General features: G+C 72.8%; 17 protein-coding genes. 8 read left to right on the forward strand and 9 right to left on the reverse strand.

From position 1 onward, the window contains the following. Nucleotides 1-195: 195 nt before the first annotated feature. The 3 genes from NDW01_RS28430 to NDW01_RS28440 form a co-directional block, all read right to left on the reverse strand. On the reverse strand, nucleotides 196-609 hold the full coding sequence (locus tag NDW01_RS28430) for a YunG family protein (protein ID WP_252826229.1): 414 nt from the start codon (nucleotides 607-609) through the stop codon (nucleotides 196-198). A gap of 127 nt (nucleotides 610-736) precedes the next feature. Continuing rightward, nucleotides 737-880 (reverse strand): hypothetical protein, encoded by a 144-nt coding sequence (locus tag NDW01_RS28435; RefSeq protein WP_252826231.1) that lies wholly within the window; start codon nucleotides 878-880, stop codon nucleotides 737-739. A gap of 99 nt (nucleotides 881-979) precedes the next feature. Further along, nucleotides 980-1291, reverse strand: coding sequence for a histidine phosphatase family protein (locus tag NDW01_RS28440; RefSeq protein ID WP_252826233.1), 312 nt, complete (start codon nucleotides 1289-1291; stop codon nucleotides 980-982). Between the two features lie 369 nt (nucleotides 1292-1660). Here NDW01_RS28440 and NDW01_RS28445 point away from each other — a divergent pair, with 369 nt between their 5' ends. Next, nucleotides 1661-2224, forward strand: a complete 564-nt coding sequence (locus NDW01_RS28445) for a dihydrofolate reductase family protein (protein ID WP_252826236.1) — start codon at nucleotides 1661-1663, stop codon at nucleotides 2222-2224. 151 nt (nucleotides 2225-2375) lie between these two features. Here the strand turns inward: NDW01_RS28445 and NDW01_RS28450 are convergent, their stop codons facing one another. Genes NDW01_RS28450 through aroB form a run of 3 tightly spaced genes read right to left on the reverse strand, consistent with a single transcriptional unit; the run spans nucleotide 2376 to nucleotide 6674 of the window. Beyond that, complete coding sequence (locus tag NDW01_RS28450; RefSeq protein ID WP_252826238.1) at nucleotides 2376-3500, reverse strand: sugar phosphate nucleotidyltransferase; 1125 nt, start codon at nucleotides 3498-3500, stop codon at nucleotides 2376-2378. A 19-nt stretch (nucleotides 3501-3519) separates the two neighbouring features. After that, nucleotides 3520-5502 (reverse strand): TIM barrel protein, encoded by a 1983-nt coding sequence (locus NDW01_RS28455; RefSeq protein WP_252826240.1) that lies wholly within the window; start codon nucleotides 5500-5502, stop codon nucleotides 3520-3522. Further along, nucleotides 5499-6674: a 3-dehydroquinate synthase gene (aroB, locus tag NDW01_RS28460; protein WP_252826258.1), complete on the reverse strand. Its 1176-nt coding sequence runs from the start codon at nucleotides 6672-6674 to the stop codon at nucleotides 5499-5501. The genes NDW01_RS28455 and aroB overlap by 4 nt, the downstream gene beginning before the upstream one ends. 205 nt (nucleotides 6675-6879) lie before the next feature. Here aroB and NDW01_RS28465 point away from each other — a divergent pair, with 205 nt between their 5' ends. From NDW01_RS28465 to NDW01_RS28480, 4 genes are read left to right on the forward strand one after another with little or no spacing between them, the layout of a single operon-like run. After that, complete coding sequence (locus tag NDW01_RS28465; RefSeq protein ID WP_252827162.1) at nucleotides 6880-7806, forward strand: SDR family oxidoreductase; 927 nt, start codon at nucleotides 6880-6882, stop codon at nucleotides 7804-7806. 3 nt (nucleotides 7807-7809) lie between these two features. Next, the gene (locus NDW01_RS28470; protein ID WP_252783429.1) at nucleotides 7810-9234 is read left to right on the forward strand and encodes a trehalose-6-phosphate synthase; all 1425 of its coding nucleotides are present in this window, start codon (nucleotides 7810-7812) and stop codon (nucleotides 9232-9234) included. Continuing rightward, nucleotides 9234-10502 carry an aspartate aminotransferase family protein gene (locus NDW01_RS28475; protein WP_252826260.1) on the forward strand — a complete coding sequence of 423 codons (1269 nt, stop codon included), beginning with the start codon at nucleotides 9234-9236 and terminating at the stop codon, nucleotides 10500-10502. Before NDW01_RS28470 ends, NDW01_RS28475 begins: the two co-directional genes overlap by 1 nt. Next, nucleotides 10499-11572, forward strand: a complete 1074-nt coding sequence (locus NDW01_RS28480; protein ID WP_252826262.1) for an alcohol dehydrogenase catalytic domain-containing protein — start codon at nucleotides 10499-10501, stop codon at nucleotides 11570-11572. The genes NDW01_RS28475 and NDW01_RS28480 overlap by 4 nt, the downstream gene beginning before the upstream one ends. Before the next feature lie 97 nt (nucleotides 11573-11669). Here the strand turns inward: NDW01_RS28480 and NDW01_RS28485 are convergent, their stop codons facing one another. The 3 genes from NDW01_RS28485 to NDW01_RS28495 all read right to left on the reverse strand — a co-directional run bounded on the left by NDW01_RS28485 (nucleotide 11670) and on the right by NDW01_RS28495 (nucleotide 14559). Beyond that, entirely contained in the window at nucleotides 11670-12359 is a 690-nt protein-coding gene (locus NDW01_RS28485; protein WP_252826264.1) for an HAD family hydrolase, read from the reverse strand. A gap of 32 nt (nucleotides 12360-12391) precedes the next feature. Continuing rightward, entirely contained in the window at nucleotides 12392-13600 is a 1209-nt protein-coding gene (locus NDW01_RS28490; protein ID WP_252826267.1) for an MFS transporter, read from the reverse strand. Between the two features lie 137 nt (nucleotides 13601-13737). Continuing rightward, nucleotides 13738-14559, reverse strand: coding sequence for a universal stress protein (locus tag NDW01_RS28495; protein ID WP_252826269.1), 822 nt, complete (start codon nucleotides 14557-14559; stop codon nucleotides 13738-13740). A 228-nt stretch (nucleotides 14560-14787) separates the two neighbouring features. On the opposite strand from NDW01_RS28495, the gene NDW01_RS28500 reads away from it, so the two are divergent. The 3 genes from NDW01_RS28500 (at nucleotide 14788) to NDW01_RS28510 (ending at nucleotide 16818) form a co-directional block, all read left to right on the forward strand. Then, nucleotides 14788-15447 carry a response regulator gene (locus NDW01_RS28500; protein ID WP_252783423.1) on the forward strand — a complete coding sequence of 220 codons (660 nt, stop codon included), beginning with the start codon at nucleotides 14788-14790 and terminating at the stop codon, nucleotides 15445-15447. Beyond that, nucleotides 15428-15724: a pyridoxamine 5'-phosphate oxidase family protein gene (locus NDW01_RS28505; RefSeq protein WP_308211793.1), complete on the forward strand. Its 297-nt coding sequence runs from the start codon at nucleotides 15428-15430 to the stop codon at nucleotides 15722-15724. Before NDW01_RS28500 ends, NDW01_RS28505 begins: the two co-directional genes overlap by 20 nt. A gap of 83 nt (nucleotides 15725-15807) precedes the next feature. Then, on the forward strand, nucleotides 15808-16818 hold the full coding sequence (locus NDW01_RS28510; RefSeq protein WP_252826271.1) for an aldo/keto reductase: 1011 nt from the start codon (nucleotides 15808-15810) through the stop codon (nucleotides 16816-16818). Nucleotides 16819-17156: the final 338 nt, after the last annotated feature.

Below are 17156 nucleotides of genomic sequence, written 5' to 3' on the forward strand. Positions count from 1 at the left end.
GGGTCGCCCTGTCGCCGGACCCGCGCGGTGGGCGGCCGCCATCAGGCTCGCGGGCGCGGACCCGGCGGGATATCGCACCACGCATCACGCCATATGACTGGACAATTAGGTCATACCGGACAGAAGCTGGATTCTGTCCGGTATCGATCATGGACCTTCGCGGCCGGATGGCGGTGCCGGAACGGTGGGGGCGGGTCATGCGGAGCCGGGGGCGGGCAGCGGGCCGAGGCGGGCGGCGACCCGGTCGCGCAGGAGCTCGTACTCGTGACTGCGGCGGCGCGGCTGCGGCCGGGGCCGCTCGACGACGCGGATCTCGGTGATCACCTGGCCGTCGCGGAACTGGTCCCGGGTCAGGTCCAGTTCGACGCCGTTGGCCAGGCGGTTCCACCAGTGATGACCCTGGGGCTCGCCGGTGGCCGAGTGGACAGTGCCGAGCACCAGTTCGCCGCCGAGCAGATCGTTCACGAGCAATGCGGTGATGTCGCAGTGGCCCACCGCGGGATTGTCCGGGCTCCAGCCGGTGCGTTCGAGATCGTCGGGCGAGCACGTGTCGGCCGCCCAGCTGTCCCGCAGCGCCTGATCGATGTCCCGGAGCGTCCATGGGGTCACGGCCGCATCATGTCAGTCGACGCTGACAACGCCGCGGCTCGACGGCCCCTTTCGACGCTCTCTCCAGGGCCCCGATGGATGCTCGATAATGCACATTATGTCAAGTAAGCTGCTTCGGGCGTCTCCCTCACCGGAGGTGACTCACCGAAGCGACATCCAGGACCGCCTGGTCTTGAAGCGTCGTGATCGCACAGGGCGGGACGCCGCCCTCGAGCAACTGCGGCGCCAGCGCCTGGTCGCCGAGCAACGACCGCAGCAGGTCCACGGTCACGCCGCCATGAGTGCACACGGCGACGACCCCGAGCTCCGCCGGAACTTCTCGGAGGAAGGAGCGGAACCGCTCACCGGCCTGCCACGACGTGTCGCCGGCCTAAGGCGTGTAATGCCGGTCACGGACCCAGGCCGCCCACTCGATCAAGAACTCCGCGAACGGTCGTGAACCGTCCCAGTTCATCCGCTCCCGCAACCGCGGGTCCTCCCGGACCGGAGCGCCGATCACCGACGCGATCGCATCGGCAGTGTCACGAGCTCGCCGCATCGGGCTGCTGAACACCGCAGTGACCCCCGCCCGGCCCAGCCAAACGGCAGTACGCTCGGCCTGCCAACGACCAAGATCAGTCAATCCTGGGTCACCAGGCAGCCGCTCCTTCTCGCCATGCTGCACCACATAGAAGATCGTCACAGCACGCAGGATCCCCCGCCGGCCTCAGGCCAGGCATCCGAATTCCCGACCTGGTTCGGGTGCCCAAGGGGTCGCCCGGCTCTGAGCCAGGAATACCGGCAGATCGAATATTGAAGCCCACCAGTAAGTGAGCGCCTCCCCCACCGGAGGTGACTTACCGAAGCGGTGTCGTCCGCTCTCACTCGACCTGGGCCACTTCACTGAAACCGGGCCACCAGCCGATCTCTCTCACTAAGGCGGGCCGCACTGCAGGCCGCGATGTGGGTTGAGGGCCAAGGGGCGAACCGGCCCTCGGTGTGGTCTCACCGGTGATTTTTCCGCGCCGTGCCGGTCTGTACGCCGAGTACCGACTCACAGGAGGCTGACGCCATGCGGAAACTGACCTTTGGCATGAACCTGAGCCTGGACGGCTACATCGCCGCGCCCGGCGACGACCTCGGCTGGAGCGTGCCGAGCGACGAGCTGTTCCAGTGGTGGTCCGACCGGGTGGAGGCGACGGGCCTGGCGCTGTACGGCCGCAAACTGTGGGAGACGATGAGCTCCCACTGGCCGATCGCCGACCAGCAGCCTGGCGCCACACCGGCGGAGATCGAGTTCGCCCGGCGCTGGCGGGACATGCCGAAGGTGGTGTTCTCCTCGACGACCAGCACGGTCGACTGGAACACCCGCCTGGTCACCGGCGACGCGGTCACCGAGATCACCCGGCTCAAGGCCGAGGACGGCGGCCCCATGGACATCGGCGGCGCCACACTCGCCGGGGTGGCGATGCGGGCCGGGCTGATCGAAGAGTACGTGCTGGTCACCGCACCGGTCTTGGTGGGCAGCGGCACGCCATTCTTTACGGCCCTGGACAACTGGGTGAACCTGACCCTGGTGGAGACCCGGACGTTCCCCGGCGGCGTACTCCTGACCAGGTACGAGACCAGGCGCTGAGTAGCCGACCTCGGATCGGCCCGTGCTTCGGGCCGCCCAAGGATCGAAGCGCTCCTGCGGGAAGCGGTGGGCCTGCGCGTCGGCGTGTTCGAAGGTGGCGTTGCGCGGCCCCTCCCCCGGGGCGAGTCGCGGGCGCGCTCGATGCCGGTGTTCATCGGGACGGCGCCCCGCCGGTTCGCAGGTGGGCCAGGCCGGTGCGGGTGCCGGTGACGTCCTCGCCGGTGGCGGCGATGGTGTCTTCCAGGCGCGCTCCGGCGCGTACGGTCGCTCCGGGCAGGATCACGGACCGGTCGATTTCGGCGCCGGGTTCGATGACGCAGCCGGGGAACAGCAGGCTGGAGCGGACGGACGCGCCGGGCGGGACCGTGACGTCCGTGCCGGTGAGGCTTTCGTGCTCGGGGCGGTAGCGCGGGGCCGTGGCGGCGAGGGTCCGCGGGAGGGTTTCGGGCGGGAGCGGGAACGGCCGGTCGAGGAGTTTGAGCTGTTCGAGGTGGTAGCGCTCGACGGTGCCGATGTCGGCCCAGTATCCGGTGATCGGGTGGGCCAGGACGCGCCGGCCTTCGCGGATCATGAGCGGGAGGACGTCGCGGCTGATGTCGTGCTGCCAGCCGTCGTCGCCGAGTGCGGCCAGTGAGGTGAGGACCTCCTCCAGGACGTCGGCCTTGAAGAGGCAGAAGGCGGTGAAGACCAGGTCGGAGGTCGGCTCGGCGGGCTTTTCGACGAGGCGGCGTACGCGCAGGTCGTCGTCGACGTCGACCATGCCGAACAGGTGCACGAAGCGTCGTTCGATGCGCTGGACGCCGATGGTGACGTCGGCGTCGGCGGCGCGGTGCGCGGCGGTCATGGGCCCGTAGTCGTGGACGTAGACGTGGTCGGCGTGCTGGATGAGGACGTCGCGGGCACCGGGCGCGAACAGGTACTCGGCGTTGCCCAGGAGGGCGTCGGCGGTGCCGGATTCGGGGGGCCGCGGGGGCAGGGTCTCCCCCGCGGTGAGGGCGCCGGAGCGGATGAGCCGGTCGTGGGGGCCGAAGTTGATGCGCACTCCCCTGCCGTCCCAGTGGGTGAGGAGGTGGTCGATGAGGTCGCGTTCGCGGTGGAGGGACAGCAGGACGATCTCGGGGACGCCGGAGCGGGCGGCGTTGGCGACGCTGAAGTCGACGAGGCGGCAGGAGGCGGCGTACGGGACGAGGGGTTTGCAGAGGGTGTCGGTGAGGTGGCCCATGCGTTCGCCGAGGCCGCCGGCGAGCAGTGCCGCGCGTACGTCGGGCAGGGTCATCGGGTCCTCCTGCGGGTGGTCACCAGGTGCGGCCCTGCGGGGCGTGCTGTGGGAGCAGGTCGCGCAGGAGCCGGGTCGAGACGTGGACGCTCTGTTCGCGGGGCAGGAGCGCGTCTTCGTGTTCGACGTACAGGACGCCGTGGAAGTCCTCGTCGAGGAGCGCGGCGACGATGGCGGGCCAGGGCAGGTCGCCGGCGCCGAGGGCGCGGAAGCGGATGGCGGGTCCGGGGCCGTAGCGGGACCAGCCGGTGCCGGTCGGTGGGTGGGCGGTGGTGTGGCGCTGGAGGTCTTTGGCGTGTGCGGCGCCGAGGTCGGTGCCCCAGCCGCGTACGGCGTCGACGGGGTCGTGGCCGGTGGCGGCGAGGTTGGCGGGGTCGAGGCAGATCTGCACGGTGGCGCGGGGTTCGGTGCGGGCGGCGGCGTCGAGGAGCCGGCGGGTGCTGGTGCGGTCGTAGGCGACCTGTTTGGGGTGGGGTTCGATGAGGAGGGTGATGCCGTGTTCGGCGGCGAGGGTGAGGATGGGGTGGGCGTGTTCGCACCAGGCGGTGATGTTGTCGTCCCAGGTGACGGTGCTGTGCCACCAGGACAGCCAGCGGGTGAGGTCGGGGACGCCGAGCATGAGGCGGGCGTGGGGTGCGCCGAGGTCGGCGGCGAGGCGGATGGTGTCCTGGGCGTGGCGGAGGGCGTGGTCGTGTTTGGCCTGGGGGGTGCCGTGCAGGACGGGGTCGGTGTGGGGGCCGTGGGGGCCGAGGAGGAGCTGGGTGTCGCGGCTGTTGGAGACGCAGCCGACGGTGACGCCGGTGAGGGCGGTGCGCAGGTCGGCGCGGTAGTCGGGGTCGTGTGACCAGCGGGTGAGGTCGAGTAGCCCGGTGGTGGTGTCGGTGGGCAGGTCGACGGTGTGGACGCCGATGTGGGTGGCGTGCTGGAGGGCGGTGGTGAGGTCGGTGCCGCCCCAGGCGGCGAGGCACAGGCCGATGGTGATCTGGGGGTCGCCGGTGCGGGGGTGCGGTGGTGGCGGTTGTGGGGTGCGGTGTGGTGGCGGGTCGAGGTCGATGAGCCAGGTGGCGGTGCCGGCGGGGCCGTCGGGTGGGCGGGGTGGTCCGTCGCTGAGGGTGTGGTGCAGTGCGGCGTGGACGGTGGCGACGGGTTCGGTGACGGGGATGACGTGGCCGGCGTCGAGTTCGGTGCGGAGTCTGCGGTCGAGTTCGGTGCGGAGCGGGGGGCATTCGCGGAGCACTCCCCCGCCGGCGGCGACGGTGAGGGGGCCGGTGAGTCCGGCGCGGTCGCGGGCGGCGCGGACGCCGAGGACGAGTTCGTCGAGGGCCGCGGTGATGAGGGCGGTGGCGACCTCGTCGCCGTCGAGCCAGGCGGCGGTGACTGCGGGGGCGAGGGCGGCGATGGCGGCTTTGGGGAAGGCGGTGGCGGCGAGGCGGCGGGCGAGTTCGGCGGGGGTGTGGCCGTGGGCGGCGGTGAGGCGGGCGCCGATGGTGGTGGCCGGTCCCCTGCCGTCGTCGGCGCGTACGGCGGCGCGGAGTCCGGCGATGCCGAGGTCGTAGGCGCTGCCTTCGTCGCTGCCGAGGTATTCGCAGCCGCCGGTGCGGGCGAGGCGGGGGTGGTCGCCGGCGGCGATGAAGCCGGTTCCGGTGCCGCAGACGAGGGCGACGCCGCGGCCGCCCAGGGGTGGGGCGACGAGCCAGGGCAGGGCGTCGTTGGACAGGAGGAGGTGGCCGCGCAGGCCGGCGTCGCGGGCGAGGCGGCGCAGGCGGTCGGGTTCGGTGCCGGGGTCGGTGAGGTCGACGGTGGCGGTGGCGAGCCATCCTGTCGCGGGTGCTCCGTCGAGGGATCGGGCGATGTCGTGGAGGAGGGTGCGCAGGGTCCGGTCGGCGGTGTCGGGGCCGGTGGAGGCGGGGTTGATCGGGCCGTAGGTGGTGATGGCGTGGGTGCCGGGGTGGATCGCCGTGGTGGTGGTGCCGCCGGCGTCGGCGGCCCACAGTGCCGTCATGGGCGGCCTGCCGGGAGGTCGTCGGCGGTGGTGCGCAGGAGGGCGGCGCGGACCTCGTCTTCGGTGACGTCGTCGACGATGAGGGTGGTGCCGAGTTCGAGCGGGAGGACGAAGCGGAGGCTGCCGTCGCGGATCTGGCGGATCTTCCCGAGTGCGGCGAGGACGTCGTCGATGGGGGGCTCGGCGCGGAGCTGGTGGAGGCGTACGGGGAGGTTCAGGGCGGTGAGGAGGTGGGTGATGCGGTCGGCGGTGGCGGGGTCGAGGAGGCCGCGGGCGCGGGAGATGTCGGCGGCGATGACCATGCCGTAGGCGACGGCCTCGCCGTGCAGGACGGGGCCGTATCCGGTGGTGGTCTCGACGGCGTGGCCGACGGTGTGGCCGAAGTTGAGGGGGCGGCGCAGGTCGTTCTCGTAGGGGTCGCGGCCGACGAGCTGGGATTTGATGGCGCCGGCGGCGCGGACGAGGGTTTCGGTGGCGGGGAGGCGGTGGTGGAGGAGGTCGTCGGCGTGGGTCTCGATGAAGTCGAAGTACTCCGGGGAGGCGATGACGGCTTTTTTGACGGCTTCGGCGAGGCCGGCGCTGGTCTGCCTGGTGTCGAGGGTGTCTAGGTGGGTGAGGCAGGAGATGACGGCGCGTGGCTGGTGGAAGGCTCCGACGAGGTTCTTGGCGGAGTTGTGGTCGACGGCGACCTTGCCGCCGATGGCGGCGTCGACCTGGGCGAGGAGGGTGGTGGGGACGTTGATGTAGGGGACGCCGCGCATGTAGGCGCTGGCGACCCAGCCGACGGTGTCGATGATCATGCCGCCGCCGAGGGCGATGATGACGTCGCGGCGGGCGAGGTCGAGTTGGGAGAGCCAGTCGAGGAGGAGGTAGGCGGTGTCGAGGGTCTTGCTGCGCTCCCCCGGTGGGACGGCGATGGTGCCGAGGAGCAGTCCGTGCTGCTGGAGGGTGCGGGTGAGGTCGTCGTAGGGCGGCAGGGCGGCGACGGTGCGTTCGGTGATGACGGCGGCGCGGCGGCCGTCGAGTTCGTCGAGGATCGCCTGGAGGGCCTTGTGCGGATCCGCTGTGACGTGGATGCGGTAGGTGTCCTGGCGTTCGTGGGTGACCTGGAGGGCCGACGGGGTCGTGGAGAGAGGGATGCGGTCACGAACGATATGCCCGTTTACGGCCATCTTCCTTCCTTACTTAGATCGACCAAATGTGTCGGAGGTACCCTCATGGGGCGCACGATAACCTTTTGATGGCTGTGTTTGGCAAACGTCAGATTTGTCAATGATGTGAGCTGATGCGCAGATCTGATGGCGCCGGGTGCGCCGGCCGGCCAGGCCTCGAGAGGAACGCCACGCGCGGCGCGCGGGAGGTCCCGGGGTGCTGACGATGGTCGTGGGAAGCGGTTACCTCGGCGGGCACATCGGCGCGCGGATCCGCGCGCTCGGCGGTGAGGCGGTCCTGTGCTCCCGGCGGCCGCCGGCGGCGCGGTCCGCCGCGGGCCTGCGGTGGTGCGAGCTCGACGTGCGCGACCCGCGGGCGTGCCGGGATCTGGTGCGCCGCGTGGCGCCGGACTCCCTCGTCCTCGTGCACGGCCCGTCCGACATCACCTGGTGCGAGCGGCATCCGGACGAGGCGATGGCCGCGCACGGCGCGGGCGCGGTGAACCTGGCGGCCGCCGCCGGGGGGCTGCCGATGCTGCTGATCTCGACGGACAACGTCTTCCCCGGGGCCCGGGACAGTTACGGCGAGTCCGACGAGGTCGCGCCCGCCAACGCCTACGGCCGGGCGAAGCTGGCGGCCGAGCGGACGCTGCTGGACACCGGGTCGGCGCTGGTGCTGCGGGTCAGCCTGGTCTACGGCTGGGATCCCGACGGGCACCGCCCCAACTACTTCACGACGTGCGTGCGGGCGCTGCGCGCGGGACGCGTGGTGGAGGCCCCGGAGGACCACTGGAACACCCCGGTGCTGGTCGACGATGTCGCCGCCTGGTCGGCGGAGCTGGTCCGGACGCGGCGGACCGGAGTGCTGCACCTGGCCGGGCCCGAGCGGCTGTCGCGGTACGCGTGGGCGCGCCGGATCGCCGCGGGCCTGGGCCTGCCGGAGGGCCTGGTCCGTCCCGTCGCGCAGGCGGGCACGGCGTACGCGTGCCGGCCGCGGAACGCCTGCCTGCACAGTGAGCAGGCGGCGGGCCTGCCGGAGCTGGCCGGTCTGTGGCCGGTCGATGTGGACGAGGGCGCCCGGCGCCTGGCCCCGGTGGCGTTCGCCGCCGGTGGGCCTCCTGTCGTCCCCGCCCCCCGACCCGTGAAGGAGTGAGAGTTGAGCAAGCGGGTGTTCCTCGCCAGCAAGCGCGCGGTCGTCACTTACGCGCCCGATCCGGAGACCGGGGCGTTGCGCGCGTGGCTGGCGCCCGGCGGGACCGGGAACGTGGTCGCCGAGCAGGCCGGGTACCTGGACGTGGCGTGGATCGTGAGCGCGGACAGTGACGCGGACCATCGTGCGGCGCTGGAGAATCCCGAGGGGATGCGGATCGAGCTGCCGTCGGGGCGCGGGGTGCGGCTGCACCAGTTGCGGCACGACCGTGAGACGTTCCGTGTGGTGCAGGACTTCTTCACCGCCGAGCTGATGTGGGCGGGCAACAACTACGGCTGGGACCGGTGGACGCGGCCGTCGTTCGGGGCGGAGACCCGGGCGGCGTGGGAGCGGTTCGGGGAGTTCACCGAGGACTTCGCCGGGGAGCTGCTGCGGCGTTCGGAGGGTGAGCCGGATCCGGTGTTCCTCGTCCACGATTACCAGTTGGTGCGGGTGCCGCAGCGGCTGCGGGCGGGGCGGCCGGACGCGCCGATCCTGTTGTTCGTGCACATCCCCTGGCCGTCCGCGGACTACTGGCGGATCCTGCCGAAGGAGGTACGGACGGGTGTGCTGGAGGGGATGCTGGCGGCCGACGTGATCGGGTTCTTCGCGCGCCGATGGTCGGCGAACTTCCTGGCGTGCGTGGCCGACCTGCTGCCCGACGCCGAGGTCGACGCGGCCGCCGGCACCGTACGGCGGGGCGGGCACGTGACGCGGGTGTGCACGCAGCCGCTGGGGTACAGTCCCGAGACGCTGCACCGCCGGGACGCGCGGCTGCCCGGCGGGATCGCCGAGTGGGCCGGTGACCGGCCGCTGGTGGTGCATTCGGGCCGCACCGATCCGATCAAGAACGCCGAGCGCGCCGTACGGGCGTTCGTCCTGGCGGTGGAGGCGAACGAGCGGCTGCGCGGGACGCGGATGCTGGTGCGGATGAACCCGAACCGGCTGTACGTGGAGGCCAACGACGCCTACCGGCGGCGGGTGGAGGCGGCGGTGGCCGAGGCGAACGCGAAGCTGGGCGCGGACACCGTGCGGACGCACTGCGACAACGACGTCGGTCACACGTTCGGGTGTTTCGAGCGCGCGGACCTGCTGGTGTTCAACTCCACGGTGGACGGCCAGAACCTGAGCGTGTTCGAGGCGCCGCTGGTGAACGAGCGGGACGCCGACGTGGTCCTGTCGGAGATGGCGGGCGCGGCGGAGATCCTGGGGCCGGTGTGCCGGACGGTGAACCCCTTCGATCTGGCCGAACAGGCCGAGGCGATCGCGGCGGGGCTGCTGGCCGGGCCGGCCGAGCGGGCGGAGGCGGCGCGGCGGCGGCGGGACACGGCGCGGCCGTGGACGCTGGAGGCGTGGGTGACCGCGCAGCTCACGAGCCTGGGCGCGGCCTGATGGGCGCCGATGCCGGCGCGCAGGCGTTCGCGTACTACGAGCTGGGCGATGTCCGGCTGGTGCACGGTGAGGGCGTGCGGGTCTGGGACGAGAACGGCCGGGAGTACCTGGACTGCGTGGCCGGGACGTTCAACCTGGTGCTGGGGCACAACCATCCGGCGGTGCTGGCGGCGGTGCGGGGTCAGCTGGAGGACCTGGTGTTCGCCAGTTCGTCGTTCCGCACCGAGCCGACCGACCGGGTGATGGAGCTGCTGGTGGAGCTGAGCCCGCCGGGGCTGACGCGGGTGAATCTGCGCAGCTCGGGCGGGTCGACGGCGAACGAGGGCGCCATCAAGATCGCTCAGTGGGTGACGGGGCGGCGGGACGTGATCGTGCCGTTCCGGGGGCATCTGGGGCAGAGCATGGCCACGGCCAGTTACAACGGGACGTCGCGGATGCGGGCTCCGTTCCCGTACCACCTGCCGGGTGCGGTGCACGTCCCGGACCCGTACTGTTTCCGGTGTTTCTACCGGCAGACGCCGGACCGGTGCGGGATGTGGTGCGTGGACCGCATCGAGGACTTCCTCACCTATGCCAGCTCCGGCAGCGTCGCCGCGATGATCATCGAGCCGATCAGCGGGGTGGGCGGGAACGTCGTCCCTCCCCCGGGCTACCTGCGGCGGCTGCGGGAGTTCTGCGATGAGCGCGGCATCATCCTGATCTTCGATGAGAACCAGACGGGCCTGGGGCGTACGGGCCGGCTGTTCGCGGCCGAGCATTTCGGTGTCGAGCCGCACATCATGACGGTGTCGAAGGGGCTGACGGGCAGCGGCCTGCCGCTGGCCGCGATCCTCACCGAGGAGCGCCTGGTCGGGATGCCGCGTTCGATGCACGGGTTCACCTACGGCAGTCACACGCTGTCGGCGGCGGCCGCGGTCGTGACGCTGCAGGAGGTGCGCCGGCCGGAGTTCCTCGCCGGGGTGCGCGCGTCGGGCGGTGTGCTGCTCGAGCGGCTGCGGGCGCTGCGCTCGGACTTCCCGTGCGTCGGGGACGTGCGCGGTGTGGGGCTGATGCTGGGCGTGGAGCTGGTCGAGCCGGACGGGGCCCGCTCCCCCAGGCTGGCCACCGCGCTGAACAAGGCCCTGTACGACCGGTCGGTGATCACGCGGGTGTCGGAGCACGGCCTGGGCAACGTGATCGAGTTGCGGCCGCCGCTGGTGCTGTCGGTGGAGGACGCCGGCCTGATCGCCGACCGGTTCGGTGAGGCGCTGGAGACGCTGCGGACGTGAGCGCGGTCCCGGGAACAGGCCCGGCGGCGCCGGGTCCGCTGAGCGTGGAACTGACGGGGTCGGGGCCGCGGCTGTCGCGGGCCCGGCCCCGCCGCCCGGACGGCGCGGAGACGGTCCTGGTCGAGCCCCTGGTCGTCGGGGTCTGCCGCTCGGACCTGAAGGAGATCGCCGGGCGGCGGCCGGGGCCGAGCCAGTTCGGTCACGAGCTGGTCGGGGTCGTCGCGCGCAGTTCGACGCCGCGGCTGCCGGTGGGCGCGCGGGTCTGCCTGGACCCGAACGTGCCCGTCGCGCGGGGACCCGGGTTCGCGCGCGCCATGTGGGTGGGCGGGGACGCCGACGCGCTGACGCGGGCGCTGCCGCTGGCGCCCGCCGGGGTCGTCGAACGCCGTCTGGTGTTCGCCGAGCCGCTGGCGTGCGCGGCGCACTGCCTGACCATGACGCGGCGGCACCGGGGCGGCGCCGGCCTGCGGGGCGCGTCGGTGTGCGTGCTGGGCGCGGGGACGGCGGGTGTCTTCATCGCCCGGCTGGCCGAGGCCGGCGGCGCCCGCGTCCTGCTGGCGAACCGGGACGCCGACCGGCTCGCGTTCCTGGCGGCGCGGCGGATGCTGCCCGGGGGCGGCGGCGTGCCGCTGTCCGAGTCCCCCGGGGCGGCCGGGCCGGTGAAGGGGACGGCCGGGGGGCACGACGTCGTGGTCATCGCCACGAGCTTCGTGCTGCCGGAGCTGCTGGAGCACGCGCTGCGGCTGGTCCGCCCGGGCGGGCTGGTGATGCTGTACGGGGGTACGGCCGCCGGTGACCGGCTGCCCGGCCTGGACTGCGACCTGGACCGGGTACGGCGCGGGGAGCGGGTGGAGGCGGTGTCGTGGCGGGGCCGGCCGGTGCGGGTGGGCGGGAGTTACGGTACGACGCCCGAGGATTTCACGGTGGCGTTGCGCGCCCTGTCGGAGCTTCCGGACGGGCTCGGCGTGGAGCGGCTGATCACGGCGGAGGTGCCGTTGCGGGAGCTGCCGGCGGTCCTGCGCCGTCTCGCCGCCGGGCGGTGCTTCGGGAAGGTGCTGGCGCGTCCCTGACCGCCCGGCCGGCCCGGTGGCCGCCCTCCATGACCAGGCGCGGCGGCCGGGGCCGGTGGCGTACCGGTTCGTGGCGGCCAGGCGGGACCGGGACCGGTCAGCGGGCCAGCCGCAGGACCGCGGCCAGGCCCCGGGCCGTGTCGGCGGACCGTTCGCTGGGCAGCAGGTAGACGGGCAGGCCGGCGCGTACGGCCGCGCCGTCCTTGACGGGGTCGTCGCCGACGTACAGGACCCGCCCGGCAGGGGCGCCCAGGCGTTCGCAGGCCAGGGTGAACAGCGCGGGGTCGGGTTTGGCGATGCCGTGCTCGCAGGACAGCACCACGGTGTGCAGGGTGTCGAGGGCGCCGGCGCGGGCGAACGCCGGGCGGATGTCCCAGCCGATGTTGCTGAGCACTCCGGTGCGGACGCCGCGGTCCCGCAGGGCGCGCAGCACCGGGACGGTGTCGGGGTAGGGCCGCCAGGCGTGCGGGTCGGTCAGGCAGGCGTAGACCGCCTCGACGAGCGGGGGCTCGAACGGGCCGGCGTCGGCGATCAGCGTGGTCCAGGTCGTGCGGTGGGCCTGCGGTGACAGGTCGCATCCTTCGCGGGCTGCGAAGCCCTCGGGCGAGTCGACGTGGCGCAGGGTCCGCCGGATCACGTCGGCGGCCGTCGCCGGGTCGAGGCGTACGCCGTGGCGGGCGGCGGCCGCGGTGAGGGAGGCCGGGTCCAGTACCCCGGTGTCGTCGAACAGGGTGCCGGAGAAGTCGAACAGAACGGCTTCGACACGGGCGTCGGCGAGATCATCCACGGCGCCAGCATAGGGCGGTGGGCGCGGTGGGGTCAGGCGTCGGCGTGGTCGGGGGCCGGGTGCGCGGCCGCCGGGGCGGTGAACCCGCTGAGGCGCAGCAGCGGCGGCGTGAGGGCCGTCAGGGCCGCGGCCAGGGCGGCGACCGCGACCATGGCGCCGCGCAGGCCGGTGGCGTCGGCCCACAGGCCGACGTAGACCGGGCCGAGGAGGAAGCCCATGTAGGAGACGGTGCCGACGATCGACGTGGCGCGGCCCCGGTAGGCCTCCTCGACGTTGCGGGACACGACGCCCAGGAGGGTGGGGAACAGGACGGCGGTCCCGGCACCGCCCAGGACGAGCCCGACGGCGGCGGTGAGCAGGTTCGGGGAGGCCGCGATGACCAGCGCTCCGAGCGCGGCGGTGACGGCGCCGCCGAGCAGGACGGTCCGGGCGTGGGCGTCGCCGAGCCCGCCCAGGGAGAACCGGGTGATGGCGACGGTCCCGGCGAAGACGGCGGGGGCGACCGTGGTGAGCCACGCCCCGGCGTGCAGTTCGTCCTGGGCGAAGACCGCGCTCCAGCTCTGGTGGGCGTTCTCGCTGGCGAACGCGAGCGTGCCCAGCACCCCGATGAGCAGCAGGGGAAGAAGCCGTGACCGGGTGACCACGGCCGGTCCCGGCGCTGTGGACCGTTCCTCGGCGCCGTCGGCGGCGGCGCCTGCGGTGTCGGTGGCGCCTGCCGGCAGGGCGATGAACAGGGCCGCGCCGGCGGCGACGGACAGGGCGGCGACGGCGGCGAAGGGCACGGCGAGCGGCCAGGACGCGGCGGAGGCGGCGCCGGTGGCCAGGCTGGTGAGGACGACCAGGGCGGAGAAGGTTCCGTGGGCGCGGGTGATGACGGGCCGTCCGGCGGTCTTCTCGGCCCGGCCCGCGACCGCGTTCATGGCCACGTCGGCCGCGCCGCTGGAGGCGCCCGCGACGGCGAGGCCGACGCACAGGGAGGGCAGGTCGACCGCGGTGAGGGCCAGGGCGGCGCCGACGAGGCCGAGCAGGGCGATGACGGCGGCGGAGACCCGCAGTCCCCAGCGGTCGAGCGCCCGGCCGATGAGCATCATGGCCGGCAGGGCGCCGGCGCCGACGAACAGCAGGGCGAAGCCGAGCTCACCGTCGGTGACTCCGGCCTGGTCCTGGACCCGGGGCACCGACGCGCCCCAGACCCCCCAGAACGAGCCGAACGCGGCGAATGCCGTGAACGCGGAGAGCACCAGGCTGCGTGGCGAGGTAATGACGACTCCTTCGGCCCGTGTCGGTCAGCATCCGGAAGTGATCACGGTACCGAAGCGCGCCGTCCCTCGCCCGGCGTTGTTCCCCACTGCGCCCGGTTCGTCCCAGGGGCCGGGGGTCAGCGGCGTACGACGACGGGGCAGTCGGCGTGGTGCAGGACGGTCTGGCTGACCGAGCCGAGCAGCAGGCCGCGGAAGCCGCCCCTGCCGCGGGAGCCGACGACGAGCAGGTCCGCGCCGGTGGAGGCGTTGATCAGGGCTTCGGCGGGGTGGCCGGGCATGGTGACGAGGTCGGCGGGCAGGTCCGGGAAGCGCCGGCCGTACCGTTCGATCGCCTCGGTGATGCCCGGGTCGGCGTCGCCGGTGGCGTCGTCGGTGGCGTGGATCGCGGTCAGTTCGGCCCCGCGCAGCGCCGCCTCCTCGAACGCGTAGGCGAGGGCGTCCAGGGAGGCGGTGGAGCCGTCGACGCCGGCGACGATCCGCTGCGCCTTGTGCGGGCGGCCGCGTACGACGACGACGGGGCAGGCGGCGCGGGCGGCGAGTTCGACGCCGGTGGAGCCGACGAGCACGGTCCCGACGGCGCCGAGTCCCCGGGAGCCGACGACCATGAGTGAGGCGTGGGCGGCCTGCTGGAGCAGGACGGGGACGGGTGAGCCTTCGAGGACGACCGATTCGACGGTGACCTCGGGCGCGCGGGCCCGCGCGCGGTGCTCGGCGGTGCGGGCGACCTGGTCGGAGGAGTCTCTGAGGTAGTTCAGTTCCGAGCCGAGGATGGGCGCGCCCAGGGGCGCGTACGGCATCGGCAGGACGAACACGTGGACGATGCGCAACGGGACGTCGCGCAGGCGTGCCTCCTCGGCGGCCCACTCGGCCGCGGTGAGGCTCTCCTCGGAGCCGTCGACGCCGACGATCAGGGGACCGGTTCCGGTCTGGTCGTGCATGGGGACCTCCTCTGGTCGTCTTCAGCTCATCAGGCGGGTACGGGACGGGGCAGGGACCAACGGCCCGCGGCGGCGCGGCCATGGGCCCTCACCGGGCGGGGCTGCGGGGGCGGGTGCCGGCGCAGGAAGGGTCTTTGGTCCTCGGTTTCGGGGGCGTGCCGCCCTGCCGTCCGGGCGGGATCGGTGCCTAGCGTGGGGCGTCTGCAGGAGAGCGGAGGCGAGGCGGGAATGACCGTCCGGGTGTTCTTGCTGGATGATCACGAGGTGGTCCGGCGGGGGGTGGCGGCGCTGCTGTCCTCCGAGTCCGACATCGAGATCGTGGGTGAGGCGGGCACCGCCGAGCAGGCGCTGGTGCGGATCCCGGCGGCACGCCCGGACGTGGCCGTGCTGGACGTGCGGCTGCCCGACGGTGACGGTGTCAGCGTGTGCCGGGAGGTCCGGTCGCGGCTGCCGGAGGTGGCGTGCCTGATGCTGACGTCCTTCTCCGACGAGGAGGCGTTGTTCGACGCGGTGATGGCCGGGGCCGCGGGGTATGTGCTCAAGCAGATCCACGGGTCGGACCTGGTCAGCGCGGTGCGGACGGTGGCGTCCGGGCAGTCGCTGCTGGATCCGCGCAGCACCGCGCAGATGCTGCAGCGGCTGCGGGAGCGGCAGACCCGCAAGGATCCGCTGGCGGCCCTGTCGACGCAGGAACGCCAGATCCTGGAGCTGATCGGTGAGGGCCTGACGAACCGGCAGATCGGCGAGCGCCTGTTCCTGGCGGAGAAGACGGTGAAGAACTACGTGTCGAACCTGTTCTCCAAGCTGGACATGCGCCGCCGGACGCAGGCGGCCGCGTTCGTGGCGCAGCTGAAGGCGGCCGAGGGCCGTGAGCCCCGTGCCGAGTGAGGTCGTGCTGGACTCCGGTGGCCTGGAGGTCCTGGGCCGGCAGGAGTGCCTGGCGCTGCTGGGCGCCGTCCCGATCGGCCGGATCGTGTTCACCGACCGGGCGTTGCCGGCGGTGTGGCCGGTGAACTTCGCGCTCAGCGGCGGGGACGTCGTCATCCGGACCATGGCGGGGTCGAAACCGGCGGCGGCCGCCCGCGGCGCGGTCGTCGCGTTCGAGGCCGACGAGTTCGACCCGGTGAGGCGCGATACCGCCGCCCGGACCAGCGGAATCTCTTAGTGATCGAGCGATGATCGGTCGTGGCGACGGACCCGCGAGGGGGGTTTGCGTTAGAGCGCGCTCCAACTCCTAGGTTCCGAAGCATGCGATACATCAAACTCGGAACGACCGGACTGGAAGTGTCCGCCATCACCCTCGGCTGCATGAGCTTCGGCGAGCCGGACCGGGGCGGCGAGCCCTGGTCGCTGGGCGCGGACGCCAGCCGGGACATCATCAACCAGGCCCTCGAGAGCGGCGTCAACTTCCTCGACACGGCCAATGGGTACAGCGCCGGAAGCAGCGAGGAGATCGTCGGCCAGGCGGTCAAGGACTTCGCCCGGCGCGAGGAGGTCGTTCTCTCCACCAAGGTCTGGATGCGGATGCGCCCCGGCCCGAACGGCGCCGGGCTGTCCCGCAAGGCGATCTTCGCCGAGCTCGACGCCTCCCTGAGGCGACTGGGCACCGATTACATCGACCTGTACCAGATCCACCGCTGGGACTACGACACCCCGATCGAGGAAACCCTCGAGGCGCTGCACGACGCGGTCAAGTCCGGGAAGGTCCGCTACATCGGAGCCTCTTCCATGTACGCCTGGCAGTTCGCCAAGGCCCTGTACCTGGCTGACCTGAACGGCTGGACCCGTTTCGTGTCGATGCAGGACCACTACAACCTCATCCACCGAGAAGCAGAGCGGGAGATGTTCCCGCTCTGCGCCGACCAGGGCATCGGCGTGATCCCGTGGAGCCCGCTGGCGCGGGGCAGGCTGACGCGGGCCCGGGACACCGCCACGGCGCGTGCCGGGACCGACGAGGGCAGCAAGATCCTCTACCGCGACGAGGACCAGGCAGTGGCCGAGCGCGTCCACGAGATCGCGGGCAAGCGGGGTCTGTCCCCGGCCCAGGTCGCCCTGGCCTGGGTCATGCGCAACCCGGTGGTGACCTCGCCCATCGTCGGGGTCACCAAGCCGGCCCAGCTGGCCGACGCGGTCGCCGCGGTGGACGTCGAACTCGACGAAGACGAGGCCGCCTACCTGGAGGAGCCCTACCAGCCGCACGAGGCCGCCTACCTGGAGGAGTCCTTCTACAAGTCGCGTCCTGGGGCGGGCTCCCGGTAGTCCGGGCTGCCACCGGGCCTTCGACGAGTCCTTGGCCCCGGCCTTCAGCCCTGTGGTCGGCCCGACGGTGCTTGCGGGCGGTCGCGCGCAACTGCATGATCCGCGCGCTACGGGCCCAGCGCCGCTGGGTGTAGTAGGCCCGCCCGGTCTGACTGCGGATGGTCTCGGCCAGGCCGGCGGCCGCCAGCGTGCGCACCGCGCGCTGGACCGCTGGGCCCCGGCGCGCTCAGCGGCCCGGGCGGCCTTGTCCTGGTGTTCCATCGCCCGCCGCCAGGCCGCATCCGCCTCCCGCCGGCGCTGCTCGTCGGCGTCGCGGGCCATCCGCTGGCGACCCGCTC

Source organism: Actinoallomurus soli, assembly GCF_024055715.1.
GTDB lineage: Bacteria > Actinomycetota > Actinomycetes > Streptosporangiales > Streptosporangiaceae > Actinoallomurus > Actinoallomurus soli.

Excerpts from the sequence above, each read along its gene's own strand:
- NDW01_RS28500 (WP_252783423.1), top strand. The coding sequence starts at position 14,788 with ATGACCGTCCGGGTGTTCTTGCTGGATGATCACGAGGTGGTCCGGCGG.
- NDW01_RS28455 (WP_252826240.1), bottom strand. The coding sequence starts at position 5,502 with ATGACGGCACTGTGGGCCGCCGACGCCGGCGGCACCACCACCACGGCG.
- NDW01_RS28475 (WP_252826260.1), top strand. The coding sequence starts at position 9,234 with ATGGGCGCCGATGCCGGCGCGCAGGCGTTCGCGTACTACGAGCTGGGC.
- aroB (WP_252826258.1), bottom strand. The coding sequence starts at position 6,674 with ATGGCCGTAAACGGGCATATCGTTCGTGACCGCATCCCTCTCTCCACG.
- NDW01_RS28510 (WP_252826271.1), top strand. The coding sequence starts at position 15,808 with ATGCGATACATCAAACTCGGAACGACCGGACTGGAAGTGTCCGCCATC.
- NDW01_RS28445 (WP_252826236.1), top strand. The coding sequence starts at position 1,661 with ATGCGGAAACTGACCTTTGGCATGAACCTGAGCCTGGACGGCTACATC.
- NDW01_RS28495 (WP_252826269.1), bottom strand. The coding sequence starts at position 14,559 with ATGCACGACCAGACCGGAACCGGTCCCCTGATCGTCGGCGTCGACGGC.
- NDW01_RS28465 (WP_252827162.1), top strand. The coding sequence starts at position 6,880 with ATGGTCGTGGGAAGCGGTTACCTCGGCGGGCACATCGGCGCGCGGATC.
- NDW01_RS28450 (WP_252826238.1), bottom strand. The coding sequence starts at position 3,500 with ATGACCCTGCCCGACGTACGCGCGGCACTGCTCGCCGGCGGCCTCGGC.